The sequence below is a fragment of the Polynucleobacter sp. AM-26B4 genome, from assembly GCF_018882285.1.
GTDB lineage: Bacteria > Pseudomonadota > Gammaproteobacteria > Burkholderiales > Burkholderiaceae > Polynucleobacter.
The window spans coordinates 934,905-950,272 of record NZ_JACVOT010000001.1; the positions used below are offsets into that span (position 1 = coordinate 934,905).

The 15,368-nt window shown below is 43.7% G+C and carries 16 protein-coding genes; 7 read left to right on the forward strand and 9 right to left on the reverse strand.

Features of this window, described 5'->3' with window-relative positions:
• The first annotated feature begins 83 nt into the window (after nt 1-83).
• A complete protein-coding gene (locus tag ICE88_RS04700; protein ID WP_216249963.1) occupies nt 84-1,067 on the forward strand; it encodes a tripartite tricarboxylate transporter substrate-binding protein in 984 nt (327 codons plus the stop codon).
• A gap of 100 nt (nt 1,068-1,167) precedes the next feature.
• Here the strand turns inward: ICE88_RS04700 and ICE88_RS04705 are convergent, their stop codons facing one another.
• Together ICE88_RS04705 and can are read right to left on the reverse strand one after the other, a co-directional pair.
• Nucleotides 1,168-1,362: a DUF1289 domain-containing protein gene (locus ICE88_RS04705; protein WP_370624429.1), complete on the reverse strand. Its 195-nt coding sequence runs from the start codon at nt 1,360-1,362 to the stop codon at nt 1,168-1,170.
• Nucleotides 1,355-2,029, reverse strand: a complete 675-nt coding sequence (gene can / locus ICE88_RS04710) for a carbonate dehydratase (RefSeq protein ID WP_216249966.1) — start codon at nt 2,027-2,029, stop codon at nt 1,355-1,357. Before can ends, ICE88_RS04705 begins: the two co-directional genes overlap by 8 nt.
• Before the next feature lie 106 nt (nt 2,030-2,135).
• Between can and ICE88_RS04715 the strand changes: the two genes are divergently transcribed.
• The gene (locus ICE88_RS04715) at nt 2,136-3,194 is read left to right on the forward strand and encodes an MBL fold metallo-hydrolase (protein WP_216249969.1); all 1,059 of its coding nucleotides are present in this window, start codon (nt 2,136-2,138) and stop codon (nt 3,192-3,194) included.
• On the opposite strand, the gene ICE88_RS04720 is transcribed toward ICE88_RS04715, so the two are convergent.
• Nucleotides 3,118-3,579: a PhaM family polyhydroxyalkanoate granule multifunctional regulatory protein gene (locus ICE88_RS04720; RefSeq protein ID WP_216249972.1), complete on the reverse strand. Its 462-nt coding sequence runs from the start codon at nt 3,577-3,579 to the stop codon at nt 3,118-3,120. The two genes, ICE88_RS04715 and ICE88_RS04720, sit on opposite strands and share 77 nt — an antisense overlap.
• Nucleotides 3,580-3,692: 113 nt before the next feature.
• Between ICE88_RS04720 and ICE88_RS04725 the strand changes: the two genes are divergently transcribed.
• A complete protein-coding gene (locus ICE88_RS04725) occupies nt 3,693-4,730 on the forward strand; it encodes a homocysteine S-methyltransferase family protein (protein ID WP_216249974.1) in 1,038 nt (345 codons plus the stop codon).
• On the forward strand, nt 4,730-7,444 hold the full coding sequence (gene metH / locus ICE88_RS04730; RefSeq protein ID WP_216249978.1) for a methionine synthase: 2,715 nt from the start codon (nt 4,730-4,732) through the stop codon (nt 7,442-7,444). The genes ICE88_RS04725 and metH overlap by 1 nt, the downstream gene beginning before the upstream one ends.
• Here the strand turns inward: metH and ICE88_RS04735 are convergent.
• Nucleotides 7,413-7,742, reverse strand: a complete 330-nt coding sequence (locus ICE88_RS04735) for a DUF1840 domain-containing protein (RefSeq protein WP_216249980.1) — start codon at nt 7,740-7,742, stop codon at nt 7,413-7,415. The genes metH and ICE88_RS04735 overlap by 32 nt on opposite strands.
• Before the next feature lie 44 nt (nt 7,743-7,786).
• On the opposite strand from ICE88_RS04735, the gene argS reads away from it, so the two are divergent.
• The 3 genes from argS to ICE88_RS04750 are packed head-to-tail and all read left to right on the forward strand — an operon-like array spanning nt 7,787 to nt 10,787.
• Complete coding sequence (gene argS / locus ICE88_RS04740) at nt 7,787-9,547, forward strand: arginine--tRNA ligase (RefSeq protein ID WP_216249983.1); 1,761 nt, start codon at nt 7,787-7,789, stop codon at nt 9,545-9,547.
• A 12-nt stretch (nt 9,548-9,559) separates the two neighbouring features.
• On the forward strand, nt 9,560-10,123 hold the full coding sequence (locus ICE88_RS04745; protein ID WP_216249986.1) for an SPOR domain-containing protein: 564 nt from the start codon (nt 9,560-9,562) through the stop codon (nt 10,121-10,123).
• Between the two features lie 7 nt (nt 10,124-10,130).
• Nucleotides 10,131-10,787, forward strand: a complete 657-nt coding sequence (locus tag ICE88_RS04750) for a thiol:disulfide interchange protein DsbA/DsbL (protein ID WP_216249988.1) — start codon at nt 10,131-10,133, stop codon at nt 10,785-10,787.
• A gap of 39 nt (nt 10,788-10,826) precedes the next feature.
• Here ICE88_RS04750 and ICE88_RS04755 read toward each other — a convergent pair whose 3' ends face one another.
• Genes ICE88_RS04755 through ICE88_RS04775 form a run of 5 tightly spaced genes read right to left on the reverse strand, consistent with a single transcriptional unit; the run spans nt 10,827 to nt 15,355 of the window.
• Nucleotides 10,827-11,255 (reverse strand): nuclear transport factor 2 family protein, encoded by a 429-nt coding sequence (locus ICE88_RS04755; RefSeq protein WP_216249991.1) that lies wholly within the window; start codon nt 11,253-11,255, stop codon nt 10,827-10,829.
• The gene (locus ICE88_RS04760; RefSeq protein WP_216249994.1) at nt 11,256-12,035 is read right to left on the reverse strand and encodes an SDR family oxidoreductase; all 780 of its coding nucleotides are present in this window, start codon (nt 12,033-12,035) and stop codon (nt 11,256-11,258) included.
• Nucleotides 12,025-13,257 (reverse strand): cyclopropane-fatty-acyl-phospholipid synthase family protein, encoded by a 1,233-nt coding sequence (locus tag ICE88_RS04765; protein ID WP_216249995.1) that lies wholly within the window; start codon nt 13,255-13,257, stop codon nt 12,025-12,027. Before ICE88_RS04765 ends, ICE88_RS04760 begins: the two co-directional genes overlap by 11 nt.
• Nucleotides 13,254-14,027, reverse strand: coding sequence for a DUF1365 domain-containing protein (locus ICE88_RS04770; RefSeq protein ID WP_216249999.1), 774 nt, complete (start codon nt 14,025-14,027; stop codon nt 13,254-13,256). The genes ICE88_RS04765 and ICE88_RS04770 overlap by 4 nt, the downstream gene beginning before the upstream one ends.
• Nucleotides 14,024-15,355 (reverse strand): NAD(P)/FAD-dependent oxidoreductase, encoded by a 1,332-nt coding sequence (locus tag ICE88_RS04775; protein WP_216250001.1) that lies wholly within the window; start codon nt 15,353-15,355, stop codon nt 14,024-14,026. The genes ICE88_RS04770 and ICE88_RS04775 overlap by 4 nt, the downstream gene beginning before the upstream one ends.
• Nucleotides 15,356-15,368: the final 13 nt, after the last annotated feature.

The following is a 15,368-nucleotide window of genomic DNA, read 5'->3' on the forward strand; positions in this document are numbered from 1 at the left end:
TTTTGGTGATTTTTCTTAATAATTCCTTACAATCGTAGTGTTGATTTGCTTCTTTTACGGCAACAACCATATAGGAGATATTTATGAAGAAAAGTATTCGTCATGCCATGTTGGCAGTAGGTATTATTGCTGGCAGCCTTTCTGCTGGCGCACACGCAGCATTCCCAGCTGATAAGCCAGTAACTATGGTGGTTCCTTTCGCTGCTGGTGGTCCAACTGATAAAGTTGCTCGTGAAATCGCTCTAGCAATGAGCAAGACATTAAAGCAGCAGGTGATTGTTGATAACTCACCAGGCGCTGGCGGCACAATTGCTGCCAAGAAAGTAATGAATGCCCCTAAAGATGGTTATACCGTATTGATTCATCACATCGGTATGTCAACAGCTCCAGGTTTGTACAAAAACTTGGGCTACGATCCAATGACAGATTTCGAGCATCTAGGTCAAGTGGCTGACGTGCCAATGATCATGGTTGCAAACAAAGATTTGCCAGCTAAAAACTTAACTGAGTTGCTTGCTTACATCAAAGCAAACGGAACTAAAGTTAACTATGCAAATGCTGGCATTGGTTCTGCTTCACACTTATGTGGATTGTTATTCATGAGCGCTATTCAGCAAGACATGACTACAGTGCCATACAAAGGAACAGCCCCTGCTTTGACAGATTTGATGGGTGGTCAAGTTCAGTTGATGTGTGATCAAACAACAAACTTGGCAGGCCAATTGAAAGCTGGTTCAGTGAAGTCTTACGGCGCAACAACAATGCAACGTATTGCTGCATTCAAAGATATTCCAACATTGCATGAGCAAGGCTTGAAGAACTTTGAAGTGAACGTTTGGCACGGTGTTTATGCGCCAAAGGGAACTCCTAAGGATGCAACTGACAAGATTTCTGCAGCTCTAAAGGCTGGCATCAACGATGCTGGTTACAAAGCTAAGATGGCTGATTTAGGTGCAAACATTCCTAATGAAAAGAATGCAAGCCCTGCAGGTCACAAAGCTCATTTGAAATCTCAAATTGATTTGTGGACACCAATCATCAAGAAGGCTGGGGTTTACGCAGATTAATTAGTTATTTAATTAAATAACTGCAGTAAAAGATTGGCCCCATCTACCTTTTGGTAGGTGGGGCCAAATTGTTTCTGCATCATTATTTATAGATTGATATTTATTTAGTCTTTAAGCTTGAGCGCTCTTCAAGAAGTTGCCAAACGGATTCTTTTTCTTCTTGATCAAGACTTGACCACAGAGCAATTTCATCAAGGGTTCGATGGCATCCTAAGCAATAGCGATCCTCATCATCCATGGTGCACAAGTTGATACAAGGCGACTCAGGGCGCTTAATGGATTCCGACTTATTCACTTTTGGGATAATTTTTTTCTAAGATGGTTTGGTAGCGGGCGTTCAACTCATTGGCATTTTTGATGCTGATGCCAAGATCTCGTACCTGTCCATCTTTTAAATCATAGATCCAGCCGTGCACAGTGACTTCCTGATTTCTGGCCCAGGCATCTTGAACACTCGTGGTTTGGCAAACGTTCATTACTTGCTCAATCACATTCAATTCACATAACTTGTCAAATTGATCTGATTCTCTTAAAACTTGCCCCAAATATTTTCCGTGCTTATCTTGAACATCCTGAACGTGTCTGATCCAATTATCAGCTAAGCCAATCCTGGTTTTTGTCTGTGCAGCTTTCACACCTGAGCAACCATAGTGTCCAACCACAATGATGTGTTTCACCTTGATTTGATCAACAGCAAATTGAATGACTGAAAGTGCGTTGAGATCCGTATGAACCACCACGTTGGCAATGTTGCGATGAACGAACACTTCACCCGGAGCAAGGCCTGTGATTTGGTTGGCAGGAACGCGAGAGTCGGAACAGCCAATCCATAAATATTCAGGCGCTTGTTGATGCACAAGTCTGCTAAAGTAATCAGGATCGCTTTTGGTAACTGAGTCAACCCACTCTTTATTGTTCTCAAGAAGCTTGCTAAGAATATAAGGATTGTTGGATGTAATCATGGGCTTAATTTTCGGTGTTAATTGAACATCATGATGTGTCGCGGATGTTGATAGATGAATATTACAGGTAGTTGATAAGAGTGTTTTAAAAAACTTATAAATTGGTATGAAAAAAATTATTTATCCATTTGATGATCAGATGCCTAAGACCGGGGCAACCCAGGATATTCATGCTGGTTTGAAGTGGGTGCGCATGCCCCTGCCTTTTGCTTTGGATCATATTAATTTATGGTTGATCAGAGATTGCTTCGAGGGGAGAGATGGTTGGACTTTGGTAGATTGCGGTGTATCTAATCAGGCCACCAAAGAAGCTTGGCTAAATATTTTTGAGGCCGAGCTAGAAAATTTACCCATCGTGAGAATCATTGTGACTCACATGCACCCTGACCACATTGGTTTGGCTTCTTGGTTATCTGAAAAGTGGCCTGCTCCCTTATGGATGACGATGACGGATTATGTTTTGGCAAAATGGTTGTCTGATCCAAGGGGTTCAGAAGTTGGATCGGTTGCCGGTGGCGGTGGGGCCGCTGATCATTTTGCGCGTCATGGACTGGCTAATGAAGAAGATTTGATAAAGATTCGGGCCAGAGCAAATTATTTCAGCAACATGGTTCCTTCAGTGCCACCAAGATTCAGAAGAATCATGGATCAAGAGTTGATTCAAATTGGGGGGCAGAATTGGCAAGTATTGGTTGGTTATGGACATGCGCCAGAGCATGCATGTTTATGGTGCGATGAAACGCAAACTTTGATTTCTGGGGACATGGTTTTGCCGCGCATTTCAACTAACGTCAGCGTTTTTGATACAGAGCCTGATGCAGATCCATTGGGTCTTTATTTGGATTCACTGACTTCTTTAAAGCAATTACCAGAGGATGCTTTGGTTTTGCCCTCTCACGGAAAGCCTTTTAAGGGGCTGCATGTGCGCATTGAACAGCTTCATGACCATCATCGAGATCGATTGGCTGACACTCTGGAGGCCTGCAAGAGTAGCCCTCAAAGTGCCAGGGATTTAGTCCCGGTTTTATTCAAGCGGGAGTTAGATCTGCACCAATTAACCTTTGCGATGGGCGAGGCCATCGCCCACCTTAATCACCTTTGGCGCGGCGGGTACTTGTTGCGCGAGGTTTGCTCTGACGGGGTTTTGAGGTTTTCTTGCCGGTAAAGCTGCCTGAAGCCATTTCGGTGGCCATATCAGAAGCTGCCTGAGTGGCTTGGCTGGCAGCCTTTTGGGCTGCTTTGGTGGCTTCAGCCAATGCTTCTGGGGTCATTGCAGCACTAAAGCTCTTTAAGGCCGCCAAGGTGGCTCTTTGTACTTCCAGGCCCTGAATAGTGCTGCGCAAGACGTTCATATTGAGTTGGAGCCAGTTTTCAACGCTTTTGAGGTCTTGAATCCGCTTATCAAGTTCCTCAATATCCAAGGTAGGCATACCGGCGCCGCCCCCAATCCCAGCGCCAAAGCCTGACATATCGCCGGGGGTGGGCGAATTGCCCCACATGGTTTTGAACATTTCTAGACTTTGATTGAAATCTGGCATCGCTGCAAACATTGTGACCCCCAAATAAAAAAGTTAATGTAATCAGATAAATATACGTAATACCGATAAAATATAGGTTTAATCAATTTGTCGCAATCATTTGCGACCAAATAAGAGTTTTACTTATGCTTTATACCCGCGGCGCAGACTTGCCTCAATTATTAAAAGACCGTATTTTGGTCTTGGATGGTGCAATGGGCACCATGATTCAGCAACGTAAATTAAATGAGCAGCAATACCGTGGTTTGCCAGAGTTAACTCGTTTTGAAAATCATGCGATTGATTTAAAGGGCAATAACGAGTTACTCAATATCACCCATCCTGAAATCATTTTGGATATCCACCGTCAATATTTGGCGGCCGGTGCAGATTTGATTGAAACAAATACGTTTGGCGCAACAACGATTGCGCAAGACGATTACAAAATGCCAGAGTTGGCCAGAGAAATGAATTTGGCTGCAGCAAAATTAGCCAAACAGGCTTGCAATGAATTTTCAACACCAGACAAACCAAGATTTGTTGCTGGTGCAGTAGGACCAACACCAAAGACGGCCAGCATTTCTCCGGACGTGAATGACCCGGCTGTTAGAAACGTGACATTTGAACAATTACGTCAAGCATACAAAGAGCAGGTTGAAGCTTTGTATGAGGGTGGCGCGGATGTGTTTTTAGTTGAAACAATTTTTGATACGCTCAATGCAAAAGCTGCTTTATTTGCGATTGATGAGTTTTTTGAGGAGCAGCAAGTTCGATTGCCAATCATGATTTCTGGAACGGTGACAGATGCATCAGGACGCATTTTGTCTGGTCAAACAGTTGAGGCGTTTTGGAATAGTTTGCGTCATGCCAAGCCTTTGACGTTTGGCCTTAATTGCGCTTTGGGTGCAACACTGATGCGCCCATACATTGCTGAGTTGGCAAAGGTATGTGATGTCGCTGTTTCTTGTTATCCAAATGCAGGTCTGCCTAATCCAATGAGTGATACTGGCTTTGATGAAACACCAGAAATGACATCTAGATTGTTGGATGAATTCTCAAAAGATGGTTTGGTGAATTTGGTGGGTGGCTGCTGCGGAACAACGCCGGCGCACATCAAGGCAATCGCAGATGCTGTTGCAAAGAGACCAAGTCGTCGCTGGAATGCTTATAAGGAGTCTGTGTGATGTCAGCAACAAAACAGATCCCTCCAATGAAGTTGTCTGGTTTAGAGCCATGCAACATCAGCCCACACGTGGGCTTTGTGAACGTTGGTGAGAGAACCAACGTCACAGGTTCAAAAGCATTTGCACGAATGATTTTGAATGAGCAATACGATGAAGCTTTATCGGTCGCAAGGCAGCAGGTTGAAAACGGTGCACAGATCATCGACATCAACATGGACGAGGCAATGCTCGATTCAAAAGCAGCGATGGTGCGCTTTTTGAATTTGATTGCTTCAGAGCCAGACATTTCTAGAGTACCTATCATGATTGACTCATCAAAATGGTCAGTCATTGAGGCAGGTTTGCAGTGTGTTCAAGGTAAGGCCATCGTTAACTCTATTTCTATGAAAGAGGGTGAAGACTTATTCAGGCAGCAAGCCAAATTGATTCGACGCTATGGTGCAGCAACTGTGGTCATGGCCTTTGATGAAAAAGGTCAGGCGGATACCTACCAGAGAAAAATTGAGATTTGTGAAAGAAGCTACAAGATATTGGTCGATGAACTGGACTTTCCTCCAGAAGATATTATTTTCGATCCAAATATTTTTGCGATTGCCACTGGTATTGATGAGCACGACAACTACGCCAATGATTTTATTCAGGCAACGGCTTGGATAAAAGCCAACTTGCCTGGTGCAAAAGTGAGTGGTGGCGTTTCTAACGTGAGCTTCTCATTCAGGGGCAACGATGTTGTTCGTGAAGCAATTCATACAGTATTTTTATATCACGCGATTCGCGCTGGCTTAGACATGGGCATTGTGAATGCCGGTCAGTTGGGTGTTTATGCTGATTTGGATGAGAAGTTAAAAGAGCGTGTTGAAGATGTTGTTTTAAACCGCTTTACTGAAAAAGATGGCAAAACTCCTACAGAGCGTTTGCTAGAAATCGCCGACGAATACAAGGGCGGTGGTGCACGCGCAGAAGAGACTTTGGCTTGGCGTGAAGGCTCTGTCAGAGAGCGCTTGACCCATGCATTGGTGCATGGCGTGACATCACACATTGTTGAAGACACTGAAGAGATGCGTCTTGAGATATCAAACGCAGGTGGTCGTCCGATTGAGGTCATCGAAGGACCTTTGATGGATGGCATGAATGTGGTGGGTGATTTGTTTGGCGCAGGCAAGATGTTCTTACCTCAGGTGGTGAAAAGCGCCCGAGTGATGAAGCAAGCTGTTGCTCATTTGATCCCATACATTGAAGAAGAAAAACGACAGATTCTTGAGAGCGGTGGAGATGTACGTTCTCGCGGAAAAATCATCATGGCAACCGTCAAAGGTGACGTTCACGATATTGGTAAAAATATTGTGACGGTGGTACTCCAGTGCAACAACTTTGATGTTGTGAATATGGGTGTGATGGTGCCTTGTAATGAAATTCTCAAAAAGGCCAAAGAAGAAAAAGCTGACTTGATCGGATTGTCAGGTTTGATCACACCGTCATTGGAAGAAATGGCTTACGTTGCCGAAGAGATGCAACGTGATGATTACTTCAGATCTAAAAAAATGCCATTGATGATTGGTGGCGCCACCACATCACGGGTTCACACCGCAGTCAAAATTGCCCCTCACTATGAAGGCCCAGTTGTTTATGTGCCCGATGCTTCTAGAGCAGTTTCAGTGGCATCTAGCTTGTTGTCAGAAGAAGGTGCTGATAAATACATTGATGAGTTGCAGGCGGATTACGAAAGAATTAGGGTGCAGCATGCCAATAAAAAGCAAACCCCCATCATCAGCATTGAAGATGCAAGAGCCAATAAAGAAATTATTGATTGGGGCAAGCAAAAAATTACCAAGCCTAAATTTATCGGGCGCCGTGTTTTTAAGAATTACGATTTAGCAGATATTGCTCAATGCATTGATTGGACGCCGTTCTTCCAGACCTGGGATTTGGCTGGAAAATACCCGCAGATATTAAAAGATGAAGTGGTTGGAGATTCAGCGCAGAAGGTGTTTGCTGATGCTCAAGCGATGTTGCAGAAAATCATTCAGGGCCGTTGGTTGCAGGCCCATGCAGTGATTGGCCTATATCCAGCCAACAGTGTTGGCGATGATATTGAAATCTACGCTGATGAATCACGCCAAGATGTCTTGTTGACTTGGAAGAACTATCGTCAGCAAAGTGATCGTCCTGTTGTAGACGGAGTTAAGAAACCAAATCGTTGTCTGGCTGATTTTGTGGCTTCTAAGGAATCTGGCGTTTCCGATTATGTTGGTATGTTTGCTGTAACGGCAGGTCATGCGATTGAAAAGAAACTCAAAGAGTTTGAAGACAAGCATGATGACTACAGCTCTATCATGCTGAAAGCTTTGGCTGATCGTTTTGCTGAAGCCTTTGCTGAAAAGATGCACCAAAGAGTCAGAACTGAACTTTGGGGTTACGTTTCTGATGAGGTTTTAAGTAATGAAGACTTGATTCAAGAAAAATACCAAGGTATTCGTCCAGCTCCTGGTTATCCAGCATGCCCAGATCACTTGGTTAAAAAAGATATGTTTGAATGCTTAAAGGCTGATGAAATTGATATGGCTTTGACTGAATCCATGGCCATGACGCCATCGTCAAGCGTCAGTGGTTTCTATTTGGCAAACCCACAGGCTCAGTACTTTGATGTGGGTCGCATTGGTGAAGATCAGCTCGAGGATTTTGTTAAGCGCCCCAAGACACCATCTCTTCGTTAAGCAAAGCCTCTTTGAGTAAGCTGATGAATGGATATGCTCTTTGCCCTAAGCGATCATGGTTGATGCTGTGGCCGGATTCTTCAGAAGATTCTGAGGGGGTGTTTTCAGGGGGATTCTTTTTGCGTTCAATGTCTTCCGCAATGGCAGCTTCTAACTTGGCAATAGCGATTGGCAACTGTTCAAGCAGAAAGATGCCTCTTGGCTCCAAAGGTCTACCGATGATGGCAAAGATTTTTGAGGTTAGGTCTTCTAACATCAGAACATCTGCAGATTTTTTACATTGAAATTTATATAACATTAGCAAAGATTAACACCAAAAGTTAACTGATAAACTAAGCTTCTATGCTACCAGCCATTAAAAAACAAATTATTTCCTTGATGCAAGCCGCTTTAGCTGAGATTGCTAAAGAGCGAAGTATTGTGGATCCATTACCAGAGCCCCATATAGAGCGACCAAAAGTGGTCGAGCACGGAGATTTGGCCACCAATATTGCCATGCAGTTGTCTAAGGCGTGGAAAGCCAATCCAAGAGAGTTGGCTCAAGTATTTGTTGAAAAGTTAATGGCACAAGCAGGCGCTAAAGAATTAATCGCGAGTGCTGAAATTGCGGGTCCAGGATTCATTAATTTGCGCTTAACGCAAAAAGCTCGCTTGCAGGTGATTCCAAAGATCTTTGCTGATGGCAATTGTTATGGTCAGCAAGCGGAGCTTGGTAAGAAAGTATTGGTCGAGTTTGTTTCTGCAAACCCAACAGGTCCCCTGCACGTGGGCCATGGTCGCCAAGCGGCGCTGGGTGATGCTCTATCGAATATTTTGAAAACTCAAGGTTGGTCAGTTCATAAAGAGTTTTATTACAACGATGCTGGTGTGCAGATACAAAATTTAGCTATTTCTGTTCAAGCAAGGGCGAAGGGTCTTAATCCCGGTGATCAGAATTGGCCAGAGTCTGCATATAACGGTGAGTACATTGTAGATATTGCAAAAGACTATTTAGCCAAAGCCACTGTGGCTGCTTCAGACGGTCAGCCCGTACATGCCGATGGTGATATCAATAATATCGAATCAATTCGTCAATTTGCTGTAGCGTATTTGCGTAAAGAGCAAGACATTGATTTGAATTCCTTCGGGGTTCAATTTGATTGCTATTACCTAGAGTCATCTTTGTACAGCGATGGCAGTGTGGCATCGGTGGTTGCCGATTTAGCATCAGTTGGTAAGAGCTATGAAGCTGAGGGCGCTCTCTGGTTGAGAACCACTGAAGATGGCGATGACAAAGATCGCGTTATGAAAAAGTCAGATGGCAGCTATACATACTTTGTTCCAGACGTTGCCTATCATGCAAGCAAATGGTCTCGAGGCTTTACTCATGTGATCAACATTCAGGGCAGCGATCACCACGGCACCATAGCGCGCGTGCGCTCAGGCATTCAAGGTGTTGCACAGAAGCGCTCTTGGAATATCCCGAAAGATTATCCTCAGTACGTGCTGCACAAAATGGTCACCGTGATGAAGGGTGGCGAAGAGGTCAAGATATCTAAGCGAGCTGGTTCTTACGTGACTGTCAGAGACCTGATCGAGTGGTCGGGTGGTGTGACAGCTGAAATGAAAGATGTTGAGCGACAAGATGCGATTCGCCGCGGCAGAGATGCTGTTCGATTCTTTTTAATTTCTCGTAAAGCAGATACCGAATTTGTTTTTGATGTTGATTTGGCTTTAAAACAGAATGATGAAAATCCTGTTTTTTATGTGCAATATGCACATGCCAGAATTTGTTCAATTTTGAGGCAATGGGCAGGAGATGAGAATAGTCTGAAGTCAGCAGCCCTTCTTCCATTAGATAGTCATGCATCTAATATGCTTTTGACCCGTTTATCTGAGTATTCTGATGTGCTGGCTGAAGCGGCAAAAGACATGACGCCTCATTCCTTGGCATTTTATTTAAGAGATTTGGCCAGCGACTTCCACACTTTTTACAATGCAGACAGAGTATTGGTCGATGAGGAAAACATTCGCTTAGCGCGATTGGCTTTATTGTTGGCAACCAAGCAAGTGATCGCTAATGGATTGGGTATTTTAGGTGTATCAGCACCTGAAAAAATGTAAGGAGTTAATTTGATGAAAAAAAATCAGCAGCAGGTATCTTTAGAGGCGGGCGCATCAGGTGGCACATTGATGGGTTTTGTGCTCGGCTTATTGCTGGGTTTGGCAATTGCAGTTGGCGTTGCCATCATGTTAACCAAGGGAGCGCCAGAGCCAAAGTTAAACCTCAGAGCGCCAGACGCAGTTAGCAAAGCAAAGCCTATGGAATCAATTGAAGAAGGCGAAGTTCAAGTTGAAGACAAGCCTAATTTGAATAAACCATTGCAAAGCAAAGTGCCACTACCAAGTGAGATGGCCCCTAAAGATCCAATTGCCTCAATCGCTGCTGCAACTCAAGGACCAGAGTATTGGCTGCAAACTGGGGCATACAGAAATCAAGATGAGGCACAACGCCAAAAAGCCATGCTAGCGATGCAAGGCTTAGAAGCCCTCATTTCCGAAAGGGAATTAGAGGGTGCCCCTCTTTGGCGTGTGCGTGTTGGGCCATTTGTTGGTCAAAGTGAAGTGACTCAAACAAGGGCCAGACTGCAAAGCGCTGGCATTCCTTCTACAATCATTCGTATCAACAAATCAAATTAATGCTGATATGAAAAACATCAATCTATTCACATTCATTAGAAATATTTTCTTTGGCATTCTTTGCCTCGGATTTTCTAATTTGGCACTTTCTCAAGCAAGACCTATTGAGGAAGGCTTTGACTATCGTGTGATGCCAGTTGCGCAGGCAACTGAATCAAAGGACAAGATTGAAGTCCTAGAATTTTTTTGGTACGGCTGCCCTCATTGCCATGATTTTGAGCCAGAGCTAAGTGCTTGGATTGCTAAGCAGGGTAAAGATGTTGTCGTCAAGAAAGTACCGGTTGCCTTCAGAGATGAGTTGTTGCCACACAGTCAATTGTTTTATGCCTTGGATAGCTTAGGCCGTAACGATTTGCATGCCAAAGTCATGGTGGCAATGCATGTGAATAAGAAAAAGCTTTTAGCCGAGGCTGAGATAGCTGATTGGGTTGTGAGCCAAGGTATTGATCGTCAAACCTTTTTGAAGGCTTTTAAATCATTCACCGTGATTTCAAAAGCAAGAGCTGCTAATCAGATTGCTCAGGCTTACAGAATTGACGGTGTGCCAAGCGTTGCGGTTCAAGGTAAATATTTGACTTCACCATCAATTGCCGGTGGCTCAAAAGCCAGAGCTATCCAAGCGATGGATTTTTTAGTGAATAAGGCCAGGAAAGAAAAGAAGTAAAACTTAAAACTTTTTTAAAATTACGCATGAATCTAGGGCCTATTGACGGGCCCTTTTTTTTAGCCAGCGCATCAGTGCACCTAAGACGGGAATTTTTTCATAAAGCTCTTCAGCTGCATCCCAGTAGTCGCGATGCTCTGTGATGAGGGATTCTTCATCGAAGGTCATCCAGGTGCAGCCCCTGATGACTTGATTAATTTCAGGGGATTGTTTGAGTTGAAAAATAAATTCCCAGATCAAGCAAGCGTGAGAGCCATTCTCTAGGGTATTTTTGATCGCAAAGCGAGGATTGTTCACTTGCGTGAACATGTGGCTGAAAATATGTTTGATCTCAGCATGGCCTTTCACTTCATTGAAAGGGTCTTTGAAGAAAGCATCTTCTGAATAAAGAGCCACCAATGCATCAATAGAATTGGGCGATAAATTTTCAAACTGATCAATCACCCGTTGAATATGCTGACTTGTCATTTAAATCTTGATAAATTTTTTGATAAGAAAGAAGTAGGCTGGGTAAGGCAGTAATCGTAAAAATTTCAAGAAATATGAAAATCTCTTAGGAAAATGAATGTCAAACTCGCCGTCTTGTATGCCATCTAAAATTTCTTCAGCAGCTTCTTTAGAGGTGATCAAAGCTGGCATCTCAAAATCATTTTTAGCAGTTGCTTCTGTTGCTACAAAGCCTGGATTGATCATATAAACAGCCACGTTCTTTGGCTTTAGATCGTAATAAAGGGTTTCGCAAAAATTGATCATCGCTGCCTTACTTGGGCCATAGGCAAGTGATTGTGGCAAGCCACTGTAACCAGCAACACTGCTCACAATCGCAATGCCACCAGATTGTTGTTGGATGAAATCAGGCAAAGTGATTGAGCAGGCGCTCATCGCGCCAATGATGTTGGTGTTGATGATGTCAGTGGCTTTGGCCAAATCAAAATTGTCAGCACGCATGGGTTCATAGATGCCCGAAACATAAAGGAGCAAATCAATGCCACCCCATGCTTGTTTGATTGATTGGTAGGCAGAAGTCAGCTCATCATTACTTTGTGCGTTGGCAGGCAAGCAAAGTGTTTGATCGGCAGGCCATTTATCTTGAATGGCTTTGAGCTTGTCCATGCGGCGCGCACTGAGAGCAACTTTGGCGCCATGACTCAGAAAAGCCTGAGCACAAGCTTCGCCGATGCCACTGGATGCGCCAATGATCCAGACCCGCTTGTTATAAAAACTGATGACTCGCTGATTAAGCGCCATTTTCGTCAGGCTTTCTCAGTGTGAATTGAATAACATCCGTACTCTTCTCAGCAAAACCTGCGGCACAGTACATCAAGTAAAGATTCCATAGGCGGATGAACTTTTGGTCAAACCCTTGCGCTTTGATGGCGTCTAGTTGCTGATTGAACTTTTCATGCCACAAGACCAAAGTTTTTTGATAGTCCTGACCAAATCGATAAACGCTTTCAGTCACAAGACCCTGCTTAGCAGCAGCTTCCTTGAACTTTTCTTCTGAAGGCAGCATGCCACCAGGAAACACATACTGTTGAATAAAGTCAGAGCTGTTGCGATATTTCTCAAATAAGTCATCAGCAATCACAATGGTTTGGATGCAGGCTTTTTTGCCAGGCTTTAAGCAGCGCTTGATCATCTCAAAATAACTTGGCCAATAACTTTCGCCAACGGCCTCAAACATTTCGATTGAAGCAATACCATCGTACTGTTCTTGATGATCTCGGTAGTCTTGTAACAAAATTTGATGCTGAGCCAAATCTTTTGCCTGAATTCTTCCGCCTCGCTCACGTGCATATTTGGCTTGCTCTTCAGAGATGGTCAAGCAGTCAATATTGATGCCACTCAAGCAGGCTTGCTCCATGAGGCCGCCCCACCCACAACCCACCTCAAGAATTTTTTCTCCAGGAGCAATGGCGAGTGATTGAATGATTTTTTGGTATTTGGCAATCTGTGCTTCTACCAAAGGTGTGTCATTGCTATCAAAGCAAGCACTTGAATAGGTCATGCTCGGGTCTAGCCAAAGAGAGTAAAAAGCATTGCCAATGTCATAGTGCGCATGGATATTTTTTTTGCTGCCAGCTTTGGTATTTTTATTGAACCAATGTTTGATTCTGTAGCCGAGACGACCCCACCAATTGCCGTAGATGATGGTCTCAATTTCTTGTCTGTTAGCCAAAAGCAATCTAAGTAGAGCTAAAAGATCGGGTGAGTCACAAAGGCCCTTGATATAACTTTCTGCGAAGCCAATGTCACCAGATTTCAAACAAGCTCTGCAAACTTCCCAGTCATGAATCTGAATAGTTGCTTCGATACCGGCGTGTGGACCTTTGAAGGTTAGATGCTCACCTTCAGGGCTGATAACTTGTAATTGACCAACCTGGATATTCTTTAAAAGTGAAAGAACGGCCTTGGCGTGCCAAGGCAAGCTTGGCAAGAAACCATCGATGGTATTGGTGTTTGAACTCATTTACTCACTTCCGTAGAAGGCGGTGTTGGTTTGCTATGAAATTGGACACCTTTTAACCACAAACGTAAAGCTTGCCAATGAATTCTGACAATCACTCCAATGCTCATGGCCGGATATCTAATCGCAGACCAAATGATACTTTTTAAATTAATTTCTTGTTCGACCCCATTGATACTGGTGATCAGAAGGGGGCCCTGGTCATGGTATTCAATCCGCGCAACGTGTTGCCCAGAGCTAGATTTTGAGAAGAATCTGAAATGGTATTCACCTTTTACTTCGCAAAAAGGTGATACATGGAAGACCTTGTTGGATAAAAAGCTTTGGCCCCATTGAATGGCTTGACCGTCTGGGTTGCTCAAAAGGTAGCAATGTCTCTCGCCAAAGGTGTTATTGACCTCAGCCAAGATTGCCTTTAACTCTCCTGAGCGATTTTCAAAAAACCAGAAGCTGACAGGATTAAATACATAGCCCAAAACTCTGGGGAATGTTTGCAGCCATACTTCCCCGTCAATGTCCTTGATGCCTTCGCTTTTGACTAGATCAAGCGCCCACTTAAGAGAATCATTCTCACTCCTGCCGTGATCCTTGTCATAGAAAGTTAGCCAAGAAAACTTGTTGTCGCCCAAGCCAATTTGAGAAATTCCTTTGGGATTGGCTTTTCTTTGACGCATGGGTATGCGCAAGGTAAAGACAGAATAAGCAAACTTATTAATAGCAGGTTTTAGTCGAGCATGTCGAACTTGGCCAAAACAAATTTTTGCAATGCTCATGCTGATAGTGGTGTTTTTCTCGGAGATCTTAAAATTTCCTGGATTGCTTCAGCAACAAGTTCGCCCGAACGCAGGCCATCTTCATGGAAGCCATAACCAGTCCAAGCCCCACAGTACCATGTATTGTTCGAACCTTGTATTAAAGATAGGTTTTGCTGAGCAAGAATGGCCGCCTGATCAAAAACAGGGTGCGCATACTGAATGTCTGCATGAACTGTTTCTGCTTTAGGTTCAGCTACAGGGTTCAAGCTGACGATCACTGGCTGATTGCCCCAGCTTTCAGGTAATGGTTGCAGTTGATTGATCAAGTAGTTAACGCACACTGCTTGATCTTGAAGATTTTCAGTTCTGGTGCTTGCATAATTCCAAGCAGCCCAACATTTCTTTTCTTTCGGCAATAAAGAACTATCCGTGTGTAAAACCGCACGATTCTCTTGATATTTAACAGAGCCAAGAATATTGTTTTCTTGAGTGCTAGGATCTGTTAAAGCCTCAAGCGCTTGATCACTGTGACAGGCCATGACCACGTGGTCATAACTGACGTTGCCATGAGCCGTGCTGATGTTGACTTGATTTGCATTTCTTGAAACAGACGTGACATGTTCACGAATGAATGAACCACCGTTCTTTTCAATATGAGAACATAATTTTTTGACGTACTCTCTTGAGCCGCCTTTGACTGTTAACCATTGAGGTCTATCAGCGATTTGAATTAAACCATGGTTAAAGCAAAATCTGATCATGGTTGCAATTGGGAATGCCAGCATTTGAGAAACTGGGCAAGACCAAATCGCACCAACCATCGGTAAAAAATACCAATCTTGAAATTGCTGACTGAAGCGATGTTTTTTAATAAATTCGCCAACAGTTAAATCAATATCATCCAACTGTTTATCTGCAGCCAATTTTGTACAGATTCGATTGAATCGAATGATGTCTTTGACCATGCGTAAAAACGAAGGGCTCAAGATATTTTTTCTTTGCGCAAACAATGAATCAATGCTGGTGCCGGACCACTCAAGTACATCACCATTTTGTTTGGGGATGGACACAGAGAAAGACATGTCAGATTTGGCAATCTCCACGTCTATTTCATGGAACAAGCGAATCAATCTTGGATAAGTTCTTTGATTGAATACCAAAAATCCGGTATCGACACCGTGACTAACTTTGCCTGATGGTGTGTCAAGGGTCAGATCAACTGTATTACTGTGTCCGCCAATGTGATTGCCACCTTCATAGATGGTGACTTCGCAGTTATCTAATTTACTAAGAGCATATGCACAGCCAAGGCCTGATATGCCAGCGCCAACGATGGCTATTTTCATGAGACTCTTTCAT

Bases quoted from the DNA above. Each gene is read 5' to 3' on its own strand.
- ICE88_RS04700 (WP_216249963.1), top strand. From the start codon at position 84: ATGAAGAAAAGTATTCGTCATGCCATGTTGGCAGTAGGTATTATTGCT.
- can (WP_216249966.1), bottom strand. From the start codon at position 2,029: ATGATTACATCCAACAATCCTTATATTCTTAGCAAGCTTCTTGAGAAC.
- ICE88_RS04715 (WP_216249969.1), top strand. From the start codon at position 2,136: ATGAAAAAAATTATTTATCCATTTGATGATCAGATGCCTAAGACCGGG.
- ICE88_RS04720 (WP_216249972.1), bottom strand. From the start codon at position 3,579: ATGTTTGCAGCGATGCCAGATTTCAATCAAAGTCTAGAAATGTTCAAA.
- ICE88_RS04725 (WP_216249974.1), top strand. From the start codon at position 3,693: ATGCTTTATACCCGCGGCGCAGACTTGCCTCAATTATTAAAAGACCGT.
- metH (WP_216249978.1), top strand. From the start codon at position 4,730: ATGTCAGCAACAAAACAGATCCCTCCAATGAAGTTGTCTGGTTTAGAG.
- ICE88_RS04735 (WP_216249980.1), bottom strand. From the start codon at position 7,742: ATGTTATATAAATTTCAATGTAAAAAATCTGCAGATGTTCTGATGTTA.
- argS (WP_216249983.1), top strand. From the start codon at position 7,787: ATGCTACCAGCCATTAAAAAACAAATTATTTCCTTGATGCAAGCCGCT.
- ICE88_RS04745 (WP_216249986.1), top strand. From the start codon at position 9,560: ATGAAAAAAAATCAGCAGCAGGTATCTTTAGAGGCGGGCGCATCAGGT.
- ICE88_RS04750 (WP_216249988.1), top strand. From the start codon at position 10,131: ATGAAAAACATCAATCTATTCACATTCATTAGAAATATTTTCTTTGGC.
- ICE88_RS04755 (WP_216249991.1), bottom strand. From the start codon at position 11,255: ATGACAAGTCAGCATATTCAACGGGTGATTGATCAGTTTGAAAATTTA.
- ICE88_RS04760 (WP_216249994.1), bottom strand. From the start codon at position 12,035: ATGGCGCTTAATCAGCGAGTCATCAGTTTTTATAACAAGCGGGTCTGG.
- ICE88_RS04765 (WP_216249995.1), bottom strand. From the start codon at position 13,257: ATGAGTTCAAACACCAATACCATCGATGGTTTCTTGCCAAGCTTGCCT.
- ICE88_RS04770 (WP_216249999.1), bottom strand. From the start codon at position 14,027: ATGAGCATTGCAAAAATTTGTTTTGGCCAAGTTCGACATGCTCGACTA.
- ICE88_RS04775 (WP_216250001.1), bottom strand. From the start codon at position 15,355: ATGAAAATAGCCATCGTTGGCGCTGGCATATCAGGCCTTGGCTGTGCA.